The following is a 16,131-nucleotide window of genomic DNA, read 5'->3' on the forward strand; positions in this document are numbered from 1 at the left end:
AAATAGTATACCATTTTTCAATGTGGTTTTATTACGGAAACTACCTTTTTCCGCTTGAAAACAAAACATTATTTAGAAAAAAACATTATTTCGTATACCGAACTAACTTTTTTTGTATATAATGTAACTATAGATTAGGAGGCATTTGAATATGAATATTGAAACTACATCAAAAACATTTGAAACACATTCTTCAGAAACATTAATTATTGGTGTTCAAAAGCACCGCGAACAAATGAAAAATTGGACAACTTTCGGTGAATTTTACGGTGAAACTGTAGATGCTTGGTTACGTAGCGGTGAAATTTCATCAGATTCTAAAAAGTTGACGAAGCTACCGTATGCAGGAAACCATACTTCATTAAAACGCATTATTTTTGTTGGACTAGGTGAACGTAAAAATATTACTTCAGACCTTTTACGTGAAGTTTTTGCAGTAGTAGGGAAAGAACTGAAAACTTCAAAATATAACGAAGTCGCAATCTGGGCGGAATCATTTACAACTGATCATATCGATGAAACAGAAGTCGCTTATCTGGCTGGTGAAGGCTTACATTTAGGTTTTTACACAGTTAAAAATTATAAAACATCTTCAAATGAAGTAGATGTTTATTTTGATCATGTACAGTTTATAACTGAGGCAGAAATTGCTGAAGTGGCTGCAAACTTTGAACTAGGTAAAATTTATGCGGATGCTGTGAATGAAGCACGTACATTAATAAATTTACCCCCAAACGTCTTAACAGCAACTGAATTAGCAAACTATGCAAGTGAGCTAGCGGCAAAATACAATTTTGAGATTGAAGTATTAGGTAAAGCTGAGCTTGAAGAATTAGGAATGGGTGGTATTTTAGCAGTCAATAAAGGTTCAGTAGAGGAGCCACGCTTAATTACAATTAAGTATCAAGGAACGGATAAATGGGAGAATGTTATCGGCTTCGTTGGGAAAGGTGTAACTTATGATACAGGTGGTTATTCATTAAAGCCTCGCGAAGGAATGGTCGGTATGAAAGGGGATATGGGAGGTGCTGCAGCAGTACTAGGCGCTATGCACATTATCGGTGCAACTCTTCCAAAGCAAAATGTCCTTGCAGTAATTGGATCTACAGATAATATGGTCTCCGGTGAAGCGTTAAAGCCAGATGATGTTATTACAATGTATAATGGCAAAACAGTTGAAGTATTAAATACAGATGCTGAAGGTCGCCTAGTTTTAGCAGATGCTACAACTTATGCAAAACAAAATGGTGCAGACTATTTAATCGACGTTGCTACGTTAACTGGTGGTGTTATTGTTGCATTAGGTAACGATAAGACTGGTGCATTAACGAATAACGAAGAGTTTTTCGAAGAGTTTATGGAAGCTGCCATTGAGACAGGTGAGTTTGTATGGCGCTTACCGTTAACAGAAAACGATAAAAAACGTATCCGTAAATCAGATGTTGCTGATTTAAATAATTCTCCAGGTCGCGATGGTCATATGATTTTCGGTGGAGGCTTTGTAGGAGAATTCGCAGAAGAGACACCTTGGATACACTTAGATATCGCAGGTACTTCCGATGCGTCAGCTCCACACGTATTAGGACCAAAAGGCGGAACAGGTGTTATGGTTCGTACGCTAGCTACATTAGTTGAATTACGAGCAAACGAATAGATTTTTATGGGATGTCTTATAAGTTATGTACTTATAAGACTCTTTTTTATGAGAGGTACATTTATCCATATGTAAGCTTTCCTAAGCCCAATAGGCATGTAACTAAGTAAAGAGTATATTATGCATACACTAGGGAAAAAGGAAAGGAAGTGGATGAAATGGTTAATCCTTTATTTAATCCTGGCTATGGAGGTTTTGGAGGTTTCTATCCATTCGGGGCGCCATTTTTAGGTGGATCATTCAATAATCGCTATCCAAACTATTATTATCCGCAATATAACTATCCCCCATACAACTACCCACCACCATACTACCGACCACCATATAGAAGAAGATACTGGTAAATTGCTGTTGAAATGAAAAGTATTCCCTTGCTCATCGAGATTTTGTTAGCTATGATGAAATAAGAGATTAACAGGTTTGAGGGAATATAACTTATGAAAAATCCATACTTATATGGTTATTTACCATTATTCACAATAATTCTATTTAGTTTTACGTTTGGCTTATTTGCTGTATCTGAGTCGCTTCAGTTGTTCCAAGCAATTGGTGTATATAATGGAATGCGGGAGTTTTTATCTGATTTAGAGCTACGTTTAGCATTATTAATTGTGTTTGCTTTATTATTTTTTATGTTATTTTCAGCATTAAAATTAATTGGCGAAACAATTCATGAGCTAGGGATGTTGTTCTTTTCAAAGGATATAGAAGGAGAGACGATTAATGTTGCGCGGGGAGGATATGTCATTTTCTTCTTCGGTGCATTTGTATCGGTGATTGGTATTCAATCGATTGTTGTACTAGTAATCGTTTTATTAGCGACTGTATTTAGTTATTTCATTTACAATGTATTTAAAATGAGCCAATTCATGACGATTAGTGGTGTAATTGGATTAATCTGCTTTGAAGTGATTACGTGGTTTGTATTTTTAGCTGGAGTTGTTTACGCAACATTAAAGCTATACAATGGAATACTTGCAAGCTTACCGTTTGCGGCATAATAAGAAGAGGTTGCTCTATAAGTATAGTCTTATGAAGCAACCTCTTTTACGATCAATCCGTTATAGCGTTGAAGATAGAGAAGTGAATTTTAGCTTTTTCGATTTTTTCCATTGAGCGCGGCGTATCGTAACCAATCCAAACAGCGGCTGTATAATCATTAGTTAATCCAGCTACCCAATAGTCTTTGAAGTGATTCGTCGTTCCCGTTTTAGCACCAATATAACCTGAAGTACTATACAAGCCTTCACCTGTACCACTACGAACAACCTCATTTAACAAATCACGCATCGTATTAACGGTATTATTTGACCAGATAGCCTTTTGTTCACGTGACCAGCTATAAATCGTTTCACCTTCTAAATTTGTTACTTTTCGAATACTTCGGACGGGTTCATAAAAACCGTCAATAAAGCTAGAGTAGGCATCCGCCATTTCAAGGGTTGTCACGCCATAAGTTAATCCACCTAATGAAGCAGCATATGTGCGGTCTTTATCCGTTATCGAATTAAATTGGAACTGGTCAATATAAGAAAATGCTGTATCTACACCAATTTTATTGAATAGCCGGAGCGCACTTGTATTGAAACTATGTTTAAATGCGGTTTCAATCGTTACATTCCCATATACTCTGCCACCGTAGTTTTCAGGACAGAAAATACCAACGCAATATTTACTACCACTTACAATCGCATTTTTTGTTGCGGTTGTTGTTTCAAAGTAAGGTGCGTATACACTAATGGGCTTAAATGCAGATGCTGGCTGTCTTGGAGATTGGAATGCTCGATGTAAATCATGCTTTTTATAATCTTTTCCACCAAAGATACTTATAATTTCACGCGTTTCGTTGTCGATAACTGTTGCACTTGCTTGTAGCTCAGAGCGTTTAAGGATAAAGTTAATAGCTGCTTCATCTTGTACTTGTTTTTCAGGTTGAAGTGCCGTGTAAACATGAACCCCCTGTTGTAAAATGGCGTCAATTTCCTTTTCCATTTCTAATTGAAGGTATTCTTTTTCCATTTTATCAGTTGTTACTGCAATTTTTTCTGGATAACCAGTTTGCTTTGCAATTAACCAGCGCAATTCCTGCAAAACATATGTACTATAGCTAGGATACTGTTGCATTTTTGATTTTACATTTAATTCAATAATCTCATTCTTATGAGTAGTTGCTTCTGATTGACTAATAATGTTGTGTTCAGCTAATTGATCAATTAATCTTTCTTGTCTGCTTTTTGTATTTTCAAAGTTTTTTAATGGATCATAGAGTGACGGATTATTTGGAATCGCAGCGATAAATGTCGTTTCAGCGAGCGAGAGTTGTGAAAGTGGACGATCAAAATAATAGGTTGCAGCTCCACCAATACCATACACTTGATTACTGAAATACATTTCATTTAAATAAAGCTCTAAAATTTGATCCTTTGATAACATTTGCTCTAGCTCATGGGCATAAAAAAGCTCCATCAATTTTCGCTCGTACGTCTTTTCTGTCGTTAAGTAACGCATGCGTACAAGCTGCTGGGTAATGGTTGAACCACCTTGTTGAATCGATTGGTCAGTTGTATTTGCTAAAAAGGCTCGTGCAATGGCACTTACATCAAATCCGATATGATTATAAAAATGTTCATCTTCGCTTGTTAAAAAAATTTGTTTAACGATTTCAGGTATTTCATTTAGCGGAAGGGGTTGAGACCATTCCGAATATTCTTCACTAAATAGTTCATTGTTTGCATCATACATGGTGATTGGTAAAGTCGACGAAGCTACTTCAGGTAGCTCGATTGATTGCACAATTGATTGTTCATACTGCTTTGCCTTTGCAAGCTCTTTCCATACTTCATTTCCTACTAAAAGCAACAAAGGGATGCTACATAAAATGACAAAGTAGCCGATAATTTGTTTCATTGAATTGCCCCCATCTACATATCTAAATTAGAGTAACATAAATAGGGGCCGTTATTAAGTGTGATTTTTTAAAAGGTCATCCATGTATTGACGTGGTAATTTTTTGATAAAGTACATTACGAAAAATGCAGTTAAAAAAAGCATTCCTGTCGAATAAAACACTGAATGAATACCACCTAAGCTTGCAACAAAGCCGCCTAATACTGGTCCAAGTATATTCCCGAAAAATCGGAAGCTCTGGTTGTAGCCCATGATTTCTCCTTGTACTTCAATCGGTGCTTCCCGTCGAATAAGGGCAGAAGTAATCGGAATAAGCCCACCAGCGAACATTCCATATAAAAAACGCAGTAAAATTAATTGCCACAAGTCAGTGACAAATGCTTGCGGAATAATAAAAACAACACAAAGTACAAGTAACAAGGAGAGTACCTTCTCATAGCCGTGATGATCACTTAATTTTCCCCAAAAGCGAGCAAAGAAAATATTGCCCAGTCCTGCTGCACTAAATGTTATGCCGGCAAGCATGGCGACCTCTTCTGATGGTGTTAGCCCAGATACGTATAGTGAAAGTAAGGGCTGAATACTAAAGTTACCGATTTGAATTAAGGTCGTTACAAACATGACATTTAAAATGAGTCGATGATGGAAAATAGCCCACAAAACATTTTTTCGTGAGTATACCGAATTTTTCTTTTTTCGAATTATAGTTGGTTCATGTATGCCAAGAATGACAATGATTGCAGCGATTGTAATAGCTATTGCCGTAATAATAAATGTATATTTGAAACCTACTGCATCAGCCATTGACCCACCAATAACAGGTCCAAAAAGTGTTCCTCCAACGCTTCCCATTTGAAGTGTTCCAAGTGTTTTTCCGGCAATTTCCTTCGGTGTATGCTTACTAATAAATGCCATTGAGGTTGGGATAAACCCGGTTACAACACCCATCATTAGTCTCAATACAAAAAATTGCTCAACGTTTTGTACATACCCCATTAGAAAAATACTAAGGGCAATACCAAAACAGTTCATTATCATAATCGGTTTATATCCATATTTGTCTGCAATCATTCCCCAAATAGGTGACATGAGGAGCGCGGTAATAAAAGTAGCTGCGAAAATTAAGCCTGCCCAAGTTTGTACGTAGCTATCAGTAAATTCACCAAGCGTATTTATATAAAGTGACAGGAAGGGCATAATCATTGTTGAAGATGCAGCAACAATGAAATTCGCTATTAAAATAATGATAAAATTATGTTTCATAGTTTGCACAAATATCACACTCTTCCGTTATTTTTAAAATATTTAGAATTTAGTATAACTTATTTCGACTCTCGAAGGAAGCGCTTCTCAAGTTATTAGCAGATTTCGTATAAGTTATGGTAAACTAAAACTTGGTATATGAGGGGTAGATGAACACTTTATCTATACCCACCAAGCAAACATTTTAATTAAAGGAGAGACTCAAATGTTTCCACAATTAACAAAAGAATTAAATCCAGGTGAAGTATTAGTTGAAATGAACACAACAATGGGTTCAATTAAAATTAAATTATTCCCAGAACACGCGCCAAAAACAGTTGAAAACTTTTTAGGTCATGCGAAATCAGGTTATTATAATGGCATTATTTTCCACCGTGTTATTCCAAAATTCATGATTCAAGGTGGAGACCCAACTGGTACAGGTATGGGTGGCGAATCAATCTGGGGTGGCACATTTGAAGATGAATGTGTACCAGAGCTATTAAACATCCGCGGAGCTTTATCAATGGCTAACGCTGGTCCAGGTACAAACGGCTCTCAATTCTTCATCGTTCAAGCACCACAAGTTGAAGTTTCGATGTTAAAGCAAATGGAAGTACGTGGCTGGTCAAAAGAAGAAGTAGAGTTCTACAAGAAAAATGGTGGTACACCATGGTTAGATGGCAAGCATACTGTATTTGGACAAGTAGTAGAAGGTATGGAAGTTGTTGACAAAATTGCGAACGTTGACAAAAATATGCACGATAAACCAAAAGAAGATGTTAAAATTGAATCAATTACAGTTTTAGAAGAAAACTAATCATCTGATTAAAGGGCGTGTGAACGAGTGAATCTATTTTTAATCAATTTCTCTGGTGGTTTTTTGTATTTTCCGGAAGATAAGTCACTTTATCTTCCAGCTGCCATTGAATTTGGAATTTTAATGATTATTGTTTTTGCAACGTTTCGTTTTATTCGTCGTCTAGCAGCGCGTCAAGCTGCAAAAGCATCCCATTTAGAAGCCAGGGCATTGCAAGAGCGTGATGAACGTATGGCAAAAGAAAGAGCATTAGACAAACTGCAAAAACAATAAGATTGTGAAACGCCATGATGTAGAATGAAAAATTCTTTTTTACGTCATGGTGTTTTTACGTTAAAAAATAAAAAGCAGCCTTAACTTAAGGCTGCTACAAAACGTTATTGTAATGATTGTTTAAATCTCTCCACACCGTCTTGTACTAAATCAAATGGACAGGCAACATTCATACGTAAAAAGCCTTTCCCAGCTTCTCCATATTTCGTACCCGGATCTAATGCAACTTGACCTTTTGTTAGAAGTCGCTCCATTATATCCTTTTCAGTAAGCCCTGTTCCGCGATAATCAATCCACATTAAATAAGTGGCATCAGGAATTTTCACGTTAATTCCTTCTAATGAATTTAGTTCATTCGCCACAAACTCCATATTTTTTTTCAAATATGTAAGTAACGCATCTAACCACTCTGCGCCTTCTGAATATACTGCTGTTACTGCAGTACAAGCAAACGTATTCAGATCCAAGCTACCATGTGCCAAACCATTGAGTGTAAGTGCATTTAAAAGTTCTTTACTTGTTGTTACCGTCATTGCAGCGTGAATGCCAGCTATATTAAATGTTTTTGTCGGTGCGATACATGAAATAACTTTAGCATTTTCCGCCCCAGCAACAGTTAATAGCGGTGTATATTTTTTATTTATTAAAATATCAGCATGAATTTCATCAGATAATAAGTACACGTCATACTGGATACATAGCTGTACAAGCTTTTCTAATTCCTCACGACGCCATACGATGCCAGCAGGGTTATGCGGATTGCATAAAATGTAAAGCTTAATCCCTGTTTTAAACATTTCTTCAAGTGTATCAAAATTAAACATATAAGAGCCGTTTACTTCCTCTAAATCACATGTGACAATCTCACGTGCTTGTGCTTTAGGGACGTTAAAAAATGGAGGGTAAACAGGTGTAGACATTCCGATTTTATCGCCTTCTTTTGTAAATGTTTCTACGATTGTGGCAATGGCAGGTACAACACCTTGATGGAATATAAGAGTTGAAGGGTCAATCGCCCAATTATGGCGCTCTTTATACCAACTTATAATGGCGTGCTTCAATTCATCATCAGGGAATGTGTAGCCAAAAATAGGATGCTTTAAACGAGTTGATAATGCATCCACAACAGCTGGTGGGGCAGGGAAATCCATATCTGCTACCCACATAGGTAAAATGTTAGTAGTATCTTCGAGATTATAAATCTCGCACATTTTATCCCATTTTAAGGAGTTAGAGTTTCTACGATTATAAATTTCACTAAAAAAAGACATAATAACCCTCTTTTCTTTTTGATCTCTTCCAACCTATGTTATCATACTAACTATTAAAAAGAGTAGTCAGGTGAAGAAAAATGGAAAATATTGAAATGAATCGAAAATGTGTTCAATTATTACAGCAGTGGGATCCATTTGAATTTGGTGAACATAGTTATGATACAGAAACTGCGGATGTCGTGGCTGCGTTACAAGAGATAGATGATCCTACTGATTTAGCGAAAATTATTCAAAAGGTCTATGAATATTCTTTTGAGCAATGGATTCCATTTGAAAAATGTGTAGCAATAGCTTATAAATTGCTCGCTGTAAAATTTGAAGCAAAATGTATTATTTAATAAAAAAGCGAGTATCTATTAAAAAGATGCTCGCTTTTTGTCATTATACTTTTATTTAGTAGAAGCTGATAGACCGTCTATTAAATTTGAGACGGGTACTTCTAAAATTGTCGATAATACTAAAATTGTTTGGGTTGAAGGCACTTGTTCGCCACTTTCATAGGTCATTAATTTTTCTACACCAATTTGTGTTCTTTTTGATAATTCTTCAATCGATAAGTTTTTTTCTAAGCGTAAATTTTTTAATTGTTCGTGAAGCTGTACTTTCATGTCGTGCACACCCTTCCATAAAAATTTATCGTGTCATTATTATAATATGAAGCTGTTTTTGTTGGAGCCTCATTTTTTGTCAAAAAGATGAACGTACATGTGTGAATACATGATAAAAAAGGGCTGCCAATTGACTTGGCAGCCCAATGCATATAATTGATTAACTGAAAAATACTTTATTAATAAAGATAGCCGCAATCGAAATTGGCGCTAAATAACGTACTATAAACAACCAAACGTTGTAAACTCCCGATGAAGTTTGTAATTCTTCCTGGGATATTTTTTTTGAGTAATGGTAACCAGCAAAAATCGCTGTTAAAAAGGCACCAATTGGCATTAATATTGCACTCGTTACATAATCGACAAAGTCAAATATGGAACGTCCGAAAATTTCGACATCTGATAAAATTCCAAATGATAAAGCACTTGGAATACCTACAATAAAAATAATCGCTGCCAAAATCCAAGATGCGCGCTTGCGTTTTTCTGTTTTCTCGCGAATACCCATCGATACTACAACTTCAAGTAAAGCAATAGATGAAGTAACAGTTGCAAATAACAGTAAAATGAAAAAGACAATTAATAATATACTACCAAGCGGTAATTGTTCGAATACTGCTGGAATCATAATGAATACAAGTCCAGGACCTTCTGTAGGAGAGAACCCTAATGCGAATACAGCAGGGAAAATAACTAATCCTGCTAATAGTGAAATCGCGATATTCATACCTGCAACATTTAATGCAGAAGAAACAATTTTTTCTTTTTTCGACAGGTAAGAGGCATATGTAATCATCGCAGCTACACCGATACTTAGTGAGAAGAATGCTTGCCCTAATGCTAAAATTAATGTTTCCCCATTAAAGAACGACCAGTCAGGGATAAACATAAATTTAACACCTTCCATCGCCCCCTCAAGAGTAATCGAACGGATAAATAATAAAATAAAGAAGATGAATAGCAATGGCATCATCCACTTACTAGCAGCTTCAATCCCTTTTTTTATACCAGCTTGTACAATGACTAATGTTAAAAGCATAAAGACAGCCTGTGCAATTAACACTTCCCAGGGATTGGCAATAATGTCGCTAAATAATGCTGCGAAGTCTACGCCTTGTCCTGTTAAAGAAAGTGTGAAAGCGCGAATTAAATAACTTAAAATCCAACCGCCAACAACACTATAAAAGGATAGAATTAATCCACATGCTGCAAGTCCGATCCAGCCAATCATATACCATGGCTTATTTGGAGCTTGCTCTTTAAATGAAGTAATCGGATCCTTTTGTCCACGACGTCCAATCATAAACTCAGCGATTAATATTGGCAAGCCAATTAGTACTGTACATAAAATAAATAATAAAATAAATACACTACCACCGTTTGTACCAGCCATGTATGGGAACTTCCAAATTGCGCCAAGTCCGATAGCGCTACCCGCAGCTGCGAGAATAAAACCAATCTTAGATGTAAATTGATCTCTAGATGACAAATGAAAACCTCCTTGATATATGCAAGAATTTATTCTACACTATTTTATTGGACGTAAGCAAAAAGATTTCTGTAAAATTATTCTGTTTTGTTAAAAAAATGTGTTTAGGAAGTTGATCTTTTCTTTTTTTGTAGAGGAATCTATACAAGAGTATATAAAAATGCTAGTTTAAGGCGATTCTTTGTTCCAATACCACTCATATGTTATAATTTAACATGACATTTCTGTATATACGAAAAAGAAGGTAGGAACAAGTATGACAAAAAAAATTGAAGTGGGTGACGTACTAACTGGTAAAGTAACAGGAATTCAACCATACGGAGCTTTTGTTGCTTTAGATGAACATACACAAGGCCTTGTTCATATTTCTGAAATCACTTACGGTTTCGTAAAAGATGTAAGTGAATTTTTATCGGTCGGTGAAGATATTCAAGTGAAGGTACTCGATGTTGACGCTGAACAAAAAAAAATTAGCCTATCGATTCGCGAATTACAAGAAGCGCCACATAGTCGAAAGCGAGATGTACAACCACGAAAATCATTGCAAGATCGAGTTGATGAAGTTGATGCGGATGGGTTCAAAATTTTAAAGGACAAGCTTCAAGATTGGATTGAACAATCCGGACAATAAGAGAGCTGCCCTATAAGTGATTTCACTTATAGGGCTTTTTTAATGAATTCTTTAAAATTGAACAATGTAAATCATTTTATTTTAGTAGAGAATTTTGTTTATAATGTAGATAATTATTGCGAAAACGTATTTTATTTAATAATTTTAAGGTGGAATGTTAAAAGTGTTCAAAATGTGACAAATTATATAACAAAGTACGATTGAAGTATGTTACAATGTTGGCGGTAAGATACAAAAAACAAATTTTAAAGAGGCGAATAACAATGGCTGAAAATTTAAACTTGTTCACATCAACTCAAGAAGTGATTCACGAGGCATTAAATAAACTAGGTTATGATGAGGCAATGTACGAATTATTAAAAGAACCAATTCGTATGCTTTCCGTTCGTATTCCGGTAAAAATGGATGATGGCTCAACGAAAGTATTCACTGGTTACCGCGCACAACATAATGATGCGGTTGGACCTACAAAAGGTGGGGTACGATTCCACCCAATGGTTAGTGAAGAGGAAGTGAAAGCGCTTTCAATGTGGATGACATTGAAGTGTGGTATCGTAGATCTTCCGTACGGTGGTGGTAAAGGTGGCGTCGTTTGTGACCCACGTGAAATGTCGATGGGCGAAATTGAACGATTAAGCCGTGGCTATGTACGTGCAATTAAGCAATTCGTTGGCCCAACAAAAGATATTCCGGCACCAGATGTATTTACAAACGCACAAATCATGGCTTGGATGATGGACGAATATAGCCGAATGGACGAGTTTAATTCACCAGGTTTTATTACAGGTAAACCAATTGTACTTGGCGGATCACAAGGTCGTGACCGAGCAACAGCAGAAGGTGTAACAATTGTTATTGAGGAAGCTGCAAAAAAACGTAATATTGATATTAAAGGAGCTCGCGTAGTTATCCAAGGATTCGGTAATGCAGGTAGTTTCTTAGCTAAATTTATGAGTGATTTAGGTGCAAAAGTAATTGGTATTTCTGATGCACACGGCGCACTACATGATCCGAATGGTTTAGATATCGATTATTTATTAGATCGTCGTGACTCATTCGGTACAGTAACAACTTTATTTGAAAATACAATTACAAATAAAGAGTTATTGGAGTTAGATTGCGATATTTTAGTGCCAGCTGCTATTGAAAATCAAATTACAGCAGAAAATGCGCACAATATTAAAGCAAATATCGTAGTAGAAGCAGCGAATGGTCCAACTACTGCTGAAGCAACAAAAATTTTAACTGAGCGCGGTATTCTTTTAGTGCCTGATGTATTAGCATCAGCCGGTGGTGTAACGGTATCTTACTTTGAGTGGGTACAAAACAACCAAGGCTATTACTGGACGGAAGAAGAAGTACGTGAAAAGTTATACAAAAAAATGGTGACGGCATTTGAAAATGTTTATACAACAGCTCAAAACCGTAACATCAACATGCGACTTGCAGCATACATGGTAGGTGTACGTCGCACAGCAGAAGCGTCTCGTTTCCGCGGTTGGGTATAACATTAACATGCAAATTATCATGCCTCACTCTTATGTTGGAGTGGGGCTATTTTTAAATAATAATTAATAGGGGGCAAAAGAATGAACGCATTTTCATTTTATAATCCAGTTAAAATCCATTTCGGGAAAGGAAGTATTGAGCATTTACGTAATGAGTTACCGCAATTCGGTAAAAATATATTAATGGTATATGGTGGAGGAAGTATTAAATCAAATGGTGTATATGATACCATCTTATCAATTTTAAATGAACTTTCAATGAATGTATTTGAGTTGGCGGGGGTTGAGCCAAATCCACGAGTGGAAACTGCTCGAAAAGGGATTACGATTTGTAAGGAACAAAAAATTGATCTTGTACTAGCTGTAGGTGGTGGCTCAGTAATTGATTGTGCAAAATTAATCGTGGCTGGTGCAAAAGTAGATGCAGATGCATGGGATATTGTTACGAAAAAGGTCATCCCTACAGAAGCGCTTCCATTGGCGACGATTCTAACGTTAGCAGCAACTGCTTCAGAGATGAACTCAGGCTCGGTAATTACAAATTTAGAAACGAAGGAAAAATTCAGTTGGGGTAGTCCTGCTGTCTTCCCAAAATTTTCAATTTTAGACCCATCTAATACATTTACTGTCCCTGCAAATCAAACAGTAAATGGTGTCGTAGATACGATGTCACATATTTTAGAGCAGTATTTTAACAATGCAACAAATACACCTTTAACGGATGAAATGTGTGAAGGTGTGTTACGTACATTAATTGAAGTGGCACCAAAAGCTTTAAAGGACCCAACAAATTATGAACATCGTGAAACATTAATGTTAGCGGGAACGCTTGGGTTAAATGGGTTTTTATCTTTAGGGGCTCGTGGAGATTGGGCAACACATAATATCGAGCATGCTGTATCGGCCTATTATGATATTGCACATGCTGGAGGTCTAGCAATTATTTTTCCAAATTGGATGAAACACAACTTACATGTAAACCCAGCGCGATTTGCAAAATTAGCGGTTAACGTATTTGGGGTGGAAAAAGCAGGGAAGACAGATGAGCAAGTGGCGTTAGAAGGTATTGATGCATTATCGGCATTTTGGACATCTCTTGGTGCACCAAATAGATTAGCGGATTACAATATCGATGCAACATACTTTAATGAAATGGTCGAGCATTGTATGGTCTATGGTCCGTTTGGGAACTTCAATAAGTTACAAGCGGAAGATGTACGTAAAATTTTAGAAATGTCTCTATAATAAAATAAAGGGCAAATCATTAATAATCGATGATTTGCCCTTTTGCTATTAAATCATACCCTTTTTTTCCTCTGGCATTGTCGCGGTGTGTTTCCATGCGCGTTTCCCGTCATCCTCATCAAATGCCATTGTTACTTTTGTGACGCCTTTTTGATTTAATAGAAGTTCTGTTAGATGATCACGAACATCATCTAAATAGGCCAATGATAAATTTGGGTTCGTTTCAGCAATTAACTCTACATGTAGATATTCTCCCTCTTTAATTACTTCAAGTCGTCCAATATCAGTAATATTCGGGTCTTCTAATACAAGGTTCCCAATGTGAACAAGCATCTCTTCATCCGTTTCACCTATTGCCCCGCGTGCATTATCTAAAAATACACGACCTACTACATAAAACATCATAAGCCCAATAATCATTGAGACGATTCCTTCAAGTCGATAAAAGCCGGTGAAATTAGCAATGATAATGGCTAAAAAGGCTAATAAATTTCCTGAAGTCGCGACTAAATCTTCCATCCATACAAGCTTTGTAGCAGGTTTTGCGCGTTTTAAATATTTTACGGATTGAACAATGGGAATGCCCTTCTTTTCAACACCAACTTCATGAAGCACTTCCTTCGCCGCTTTGTTTAAAACGACTAGTTCTAAAATAAAGCCGGTTGCTAATACACCAAGGGCAATAAACATTCCGGAAGATTCAGTAGCAGGATGTAAAAAATGATGCCAGCCTTCTTTAATTGTTTCATAGGAAAGAATAGCGACAATTAATACGGCCCCAAGACATACTAAGTTGACAATGCGCCCATAACCATTTGGAAACCGTGGAGTTGGTGCCTTCTTAGATAAAGCAGATCCAATATATACGAAAAATTGGTTTGCTGCATCACCAAATGAATGCATCATTTCTGCAAACATGGCAACATTGCCGGTGAAGAAGAAAGCTGCACCCTTTATAATTCCTAAAAATGAATTAACCATTGCTGCGAGTAAGGAAGGCTTATTGCCCCCTTTAAGTAATCGAAATATTTCTCCCATTGTTTCGCCTCCATTTAATCGAGATACTCAATTTTAATGTTTTTTACGTAGTCTAGTTTATGCAGTCGATTGTAAAGTCCGAGCGTGTGATTTTTCTCTACTGTAGAAAATCGAATATTGATTTCATGTAACATTTTTTCTGAAGAAGGACTGTCTCGTATGCTTACATTTTCAACGTGCATTTCATTTTGCTTCATATAATTGATCAAATCTTTCATCTTATCGGATTGATCGGTCACGATAGCTAAGGAAACTTCACGCATTCGTAACCGTTTAGGACCAATCTTTAAAAGAAGTGGTGCTATAATTTCAATGCCAAAGACAACAATAAGAACGGTAATGAACGCTTGAATATAAAAGCCAGCGCCTACTGCAATGCCAATTGCAGCAGCACCCCAAATCATTGCTGCGGTCGTCAAGCCCGTAATACTATCGTTTCCTTTACGTAAAATAACGCCAGCGCCTAAAAACCCAATTCCACTAACAATCTGTGCAGCTAATCGAAGAGGATCCATCGTAATGTTTATATCATCTCTGGCTGGAGTAGAATATGCTGTTTCAATTGAGATAATTGTTAATAAACAGCTAAATGTAGCAATAACTAAACTTGTCTTTAACCCTACAGGCTTTTTTTTCAGCTCCCTCTCGATTCCAATAATTAAACTTAAAGTTGCGGCTGCAAAAAGTTTAATGATTATTACAATCGAAAAATTATCCATCGTAAACCATTCCAACGCACTCATCTCCTTTTTTATTTGACGAACTCCAAATAAAAGAAAACATTCTTCAAATAGAGGTAGTTTTCTATAGAGGGAACGAGTAAAATTAATCGACAATGACATATTTGTCCTTATTATATAGAAGAAAGAAGGGTCCTTTAGTGGAGAAACCTCCTATTCATCCATACATCCCAATATTAGTTGGTGTAATCTCTGTTTCCCTTTCTGCGATTTTTGTAAAACTTGCAAATGCAGATTCAGGCGTCATCGCATTTTATCGGATGTTATTTTCGGTGTTAATTATGCTCCCTTGGTTTTTAATGAAGTATCGTCATGAAATAAAAAGTTTGTCGAAGCGCGATTGGATATTTTCTTCAATTGCTGGTGTTTTTTTAGCATTCCATTTTATTTTGTGGTTTGAATCATTGAACTATACTTCGATTGCTAGTTCTACAGTGTTAGTAACAATGCAACCGTTGTTTGCCTTTGTAGGTACATATTTATTTTTTAAAGAGAAAATTACATTAAAAACCTTGTTAGCAGGGAGTATCGCGATTATTGGAAGTGTTTTAATTAGTTGGGGTGATTTTCAAATTAGTGGCGCGGCCTTGTATGGAGATATGTTAGCGCTTATAGCCTGTGCACTTGTAACTGGGTATTTATTATTTGGGCAAGATGTTCGACAAAGACTTTCTTTAGTTACTTATACGATTGTCGTTTATG

17 protein-coding genes (1 of these 17 running past the window's edge) are annotated in these 16,131 nt (G+C 36.4%); 10 read left to right on the top strand and 7 right to left on the bottom strand.

Annotated elements, in window-relative coordinates:
* The first annotated feature begins 151 nt into the window (after nucleotides 1–151).
* From MKZ17_RS04670 to MKZ17_RS04680, 3 genes are all read left to right on the top strand, one after another.
* A complete protein-coding gene (locus tag MKZ17_RS04670; RefSeq protein WP_340722637.1) occupies nucleotides 152–1,654 on the top strand; it encodes a leucyl aminopeptidase in 1,503 nt (500 codons plus the stop codon).
* Nucleotides 1,655–1,812: 158 nt separating this feature from the next.
* Complete coding sequence (locus MKZ17_RS04675) at nucleotides 1,813–1,998, top strand: hypothetical protein (protein WP_340722638.1); 186 nt, start codon at nucleotides 1,813–1,815, stop codon at nucleotides 1,996–1,998.
* 93 nt (nucleotides 1,999–2,091) lie between these two features.
* Nucleotides 2,092–2,655 carry a YufK family protein gene (locus MKZ17_RS04680; RefSeq protein WP_340722639.1) on the top strand — a complete coding sequence of 188 codons (564 nt, stop codon included), beginning with the start codon at nucleotides 2,092–2,094 and terminating at the stop codon, nucleotides 2,653–2,655.
* 52 nt (nucleotides 2,656–2,707) lie between these two features.
* Here MKZ17_RS04680 and MKZ17_RS04685 read toward each other — a convergent pair whose 3' ends face one another.
* Nucleotides 2,708–4,561, bottom strand: coding sequence for a transglycosylase domain-containing protein (locus MKZ17_RS04685; RefSeq protein ID WP_340722640.1), 1,854 nt, complete (start codon nucleotides 4,559–4,561; stop codon nucleotides 2,708–2,710).
* A gap of 54 nt (nucleotides 4,562–4,615) precedes the next feature.
* Entirely contained in the window at nucleotides 4,616–5,833 is a 1,218-nt protein-coding gene (locus MKZ17_RS04690; protein ID WP_340722641.1) for an MFS transporter, read from the bottom strand.
* 196 nt (nucleotides 5,834–6,029) lie between these two features.
* Here MKZ17_RS04690 and MKZ17_RS04695 point away from each other — a divergent pair, with 196 nt between their 5' ends.
* Together MKZ17_RS04695 and MKZ17_RS04700 are read left to right on the top strand one after the other, a co-directional pair.
* Nucleotides 6,030–6,623, top strand: a complete 594-nt coding sequence (locus tag MKZ17_RS04695; protein WP_340722642.1) for a peptidylprolyl isomerase — start codon at nucleotides 6,030–6,032, stop codon at nucleotides 6,621–6,623.
* 27 nt (nucleotides 6,624–6,650) lie between these two features.
* Complete coding sequence (locus MKZ17_RS04700) at nucleotides 6,651–6,896, top strand: hypothetical protein (protein ID WP_340722643.1); 246 nt, start codon at nucleotides 6,651–6,653, stop codon at nucleotides 6,894–6,896.
* Nucleotides 6,897–7,000: 104 nt separating this feature from the next.
* Here the strand turns inward: MKZ17_RS04700 and MKZ17_RS04705 are convergent, their stop codons facing one another.
* Nucleotides 7,001–8,167: a MalY/PatB family protein gene (locus MKZ17_RS04705; RefSeq protein WP_340722644.1), complete on the bottom strand. Its 1,167-nt coding sequence runs from the start codon at nucleotides 8,165–8,167 to the stop codon at nucleotides 7,001–7,003.
* A gap of 80 nt (nucleotides 8,168–8,247) precedes the next feature.
* Between MKZ17_RS04705 and MKZ17_RS04710 the strand changes: the two genes are divergently transcribed.
* Entirely contained in the window at nucleotides 8,248–8,508 is a 261-nt protein-coding gene (locus MKZ17_RS04710) for a DUF1871 family protein (RefSeq protein WP_340722645.1), read from the top strand.
* A gap of 51 nt (nucleotides 8,509–8,559) precedes the next feature.
* On the opposite strand, the gene MKZ17_RS04715 is transcribed toward MKZ17_RS04710, so the two are convergent.
* Together MKZ17_RS04715 and MKZ17_RS04720 are read right to left on the bottom strand one after the other, a co-directional pair.
* Nucleotides 8,560–8,778, bottom strand: coding sequence for a helix-turn-helix domain-containing protein (locus MKZ17_RS04715; protein WP_340722646.1), 219 nt, complete (start codon nucleotides 8,776–8,778; stop codon nucleotides 8,560–8,562).
* A 160-nt stretch (nucleotides 8,779–8,938) separates the two neighbouring features.
* On the bottom strand, nucleotides 8,939–10,267 hold the full coding sequence (locus MKZ17_RS04720; protein WP_340722647.1) for a sodium-dependent transporter: 1,329 nt from the start codon (nucleotides 10,265–10,267) through the stop codon (nucleotides 8,939–8,941).
* Nucleotides 10,268–10,523: 256 nt separating this feature from the next.
* Between MKZ17_RS04720 and yugI the strand changes: the two genes are divergently transcribed.
* From yugI to MKZ17_RS04735, 3 genes are all read left to right on the top strand, one after another.
* A complete protein-coding gene (gene yugI, locus MKZ17_RS04725; protein WP_340722648.1) occupies nucleotides 10,524–10,898 on the top strand; it encodes a S1 domain-containing post-transcriptional regulator GSP13 in 375 nt (124 codons plus the stop codon).
* Nucleotides 10,899–11,161: 263 nt separating this feature from the next.
* The gene (locus tag MKZ17_RS04730) at nucleotides 11,162–12,406 is read left to right on the top strand and encodes a Glu/Leu/Phe/Val family dehydrogenase (RefSeq protein ID WP_340722649.1); all 1,245 of its coding nucleotides are present in this window, start codon (nucleotides 11,162–11,164) and stop codon (nucleotides 12,404–12,406) included.
* A gap of 81 nt (nucleotides 12,407–12,487) precedes the next feature.
* Nucleotides 12,488–13,651, top strand: coding sequence for an iron-containing alcohol dehydrogenase (locus MKZ17_RS04735; protein ID WP_340722650.1), 1,164 nt, complete (start codon nucleotides 12,488–12,490; stop codon nucleotides 13,649–13,651).
* A gap of 48 nt (nucleotides 13,652–13,699) precedes the next feature.
* Here the strand turns inward: MKZ17_RS04735 and MKZ17_RS04740 are convergent, their stop codons facing one another.
* Nucleotides 13,700–14,689: a cation diffusion facilitator family transporter gene (locus tag MKZ17_RS04740; RefSeq protein WP_340722651.1), complete on the bottom strand. Its 990-nt coding sequence runs from the start codon at nucleotides 14,687–14,689 to the stop codon at nucleotides 13,700–13,702.
* Between the two features lie 14 nt (nucleotides 14,690–14,703).
* On the bottom strand, nucleotides 14,704–15,408 hold the full coding sequence (locus MKZ17_RS04745; protein WP_340725498.1) for an MgtC/SapB family protein: 705 nt from the start codon (nucleotides 15,406–15,408) through the stop codon (nucleotides 14,704–14,706).
* Nucleotides 15,409–15,569: 161 nt separating this feature from the next.
* Here MKZ17_RS04745 and MKZ17_RS04750 point away from each other — a divergent pair, with 161 nt between their 5' ends.
* Nucleotides 15,570–16,131, top strand: partial view of a DMT family transporter gene (locus tag MKZ17_RS04750; protein ID WP_340722652.1) — the 5' portion only. The gene runs 329 nt beyond the window's last position; 562 of the gene's 891 nt are visible here — the first part of the coding sequence; its start codon is at nucleotides 15,570–15,572; its stop codon lies beyond the right edge, outside the window.

Source organism: Solibacillus sp. FSL R7-0682 (assembly GCF_038005985.1).
Lineage (GTDB): Bacteria > Bacillota > Bacilli > Bacillales_A > Planococcaceae > Solibacillus.